The 1,879-nt window shown below is 63.7% G+C and carries 2 protein-coding genes and 1 pseudogene; 2 read left to right on the top strand and 1 reads right to left on the bottom strand.

The features are described 5' to 3' along the window. The first annotated feature begins 494 nt into the window (after window positions 1–494). Both HMPREF3121_RS13025 and HMPREF3121_RS12815 read left to right on the top strand, forming a co-directional pair. Complete coding sequence (locus HMPREF3121_RS13025; RefSeq protein WP_168161344.1) at window positions 495–1,088, top strand: tyrosine-type recombinase/integrase; 594 nt, start codon at window positions 495–497, stop codon at window positions 1,086–1,088. 44 nt (window positions 1,089–1,132) lie between these two features. Beyond that, window positions 1,133–1,680: pseudogene (locus HMPREF3121_RS12815) on the top strand (DDE-type integrase/transposase/recombinase); the annotation flags it as partial. 34 nt (window positions 1,681–1,714) lie between these two features. On the opposite strand, the gene HMPREF3121_RS01545 reads toward HMPREF3121_RS12815, so the two are convergent. After that, the coding region (locus tag HMPREF3121_RS01545; protein WP_141742919.1) for a transposase at window positions 1,715–1,879 on the bottom strand (165 nt) is incomplete at its 5' end.

A 1,879-nucleotide genomic window follows, 5' to 3' on the forward strand; every position in this document is an offset into this window, starting at 1 on the left:
CCCGGCGCAATGCCGGGGGCCTTCGTTCACGTTGGTAGCGGGGGCAGGATTCGAACCGACGACCTCTGGGTCATTGCTTGGAATGGTCGACATCTCCACGTGGCCCGATACCCACTGGCACTACGATCCCTCGAACTCTACGTGGCATCGCGCTCGCCAACTCCGCCCGACGTGCCAGCTTGCGGGCATGCCATCACGCCAGCTGGCGGGAACACCCTGCGGGGCAAAGTGCTTTCATGTTGCTCTCCGATAGCCCTCTGCTACTGCCGAGCCCTTCTTGATGGGAAGACCCGATACGCCGATGGGAACTGCGACTTCGCGCCCAAGGCCAACAATCGGCAACGATCGACACACGGGTCCGCCATATTCGCCGCCTCGCGCGCGACCTCGACGCCATCAGCCCGTCCGACGTCTGCTCTGACGACTTTATCGAGTGGAGCGGCGCGCAGGAGTGGGCACCTGAGACCCGCCACGGATACCACGCAAGCGCCCGGTTGTTCTTCCGCTGGTGGGCTACCCAGGACGACGGCACCGCATCTCCGGCAGACGTCCTCACCGGGATCCGGCGCCACACCCCGCCGCCTCGACCAACGCCCGAGGACATCCTCCACGACGCGATCGCGGCCGCCACGCCACGCACCCAACTCATCCTCCGACTAGCTGCCGAACTGGGCCTACGGCGCAGCGAAATCGCCACGCTTCACCGCCGTCACCTCACCGAATCCCCCGACGGTTGGACGCTCACAGTTCACGGAAAAGGAGGCCGCACACGCGTCCTCCCAGTCACCGCCTCCCTGGCCCCCACAATCCGCCATGCCGGCGACGCCTCGATCTTCCCTGGCCAAATCGACGGCCACCTTTCACCCCGATGGGTCTCAAAGCTGGCTGCACAGGTTCTTCCGCCGGGCTGGTCGCTCCACACGCTGCGGCACCGGTTCGCCACCACCGCCTACCGGCATGGCGGCCACGACCTTCTCGGAGTCCAGCAAGTGTTATGTCCCGGCAGGTTGCGAACGCTGCCTACCGGGCCATCACCACATCCGGCGATAACCACGGTCAGGCAGAAAGAGGGAAGGCCGTCCCTGTGATTGTCTTGGGTTACCACACTCAAAGACACCAGAAACGACCTTCCATGACCCACGCTAACGCACCACTGCCCCCACCGGGCGTCTGCGCCTTGCCAAGCTCATCGTCGACGACGGATGGAGCTGCGCCCGAGCCGCCGAACGATTCCAGGTCTCGGCCTCCACGGCCCACAAATGGTCCCGCCGCTACCGCATGCCGGCCTTGGCCTGCTTCGACCAAGCCACCGGTTTGCCGGTGCGCCGGATGCCAGTCAACTCCTAACTCCTTTACGCCCGCGGCGGCATGGTCCACATGGACATCAAGAAACTCGGTCGCATCCCCGATGGCGGTGGCTGGCGCAAATTTGGCCGCGGAAACGACAAGACCAAGGGTCACTCCGGTGTCGGCTACGCCTACCTGCACCACGTTGTCGATGACTGCTCGCGTTTGGCGTATTCGGAAATTCTCGGCGATGAAAAGAAAGACACCGTCGCCGGGTTTTGGAACCGGGCCCGGGACTTCTTCACCGGTTGCGGCATCGACATCAGCCGGGTGATGACCGACAACGGCCCGGCGTACCGGTCGCGGCTGTTCAACAACGTGCTTGCTTCCCAGCAGGTCAAGCATGTCTTTACTGGCTCTTCACGATTTAGAGTGCGTTGATCCGGGTGTGCAGCTGCCCGGAGTGAATCAGGCACCGCAAGATGTAGTTGTCCAGGTTCCTGAAGCCCAGAGCGATACCACGCAGGTGCTCGAGCCTGCCGTTGATCGCTTCCACAGGGCCGTTGGACGCCCCGATGTCGAAGTAAGCCAG

Source organism: Corynebacterium sp. HMSC11E11, assembly GCF_001807025.1.
Lineage (GTDB): Bacteria > Actinomycetota > Actinomycetes > Mycobacteriales > Mycobacteriaceae > Corynebacterium > Corynebacterium freneyi.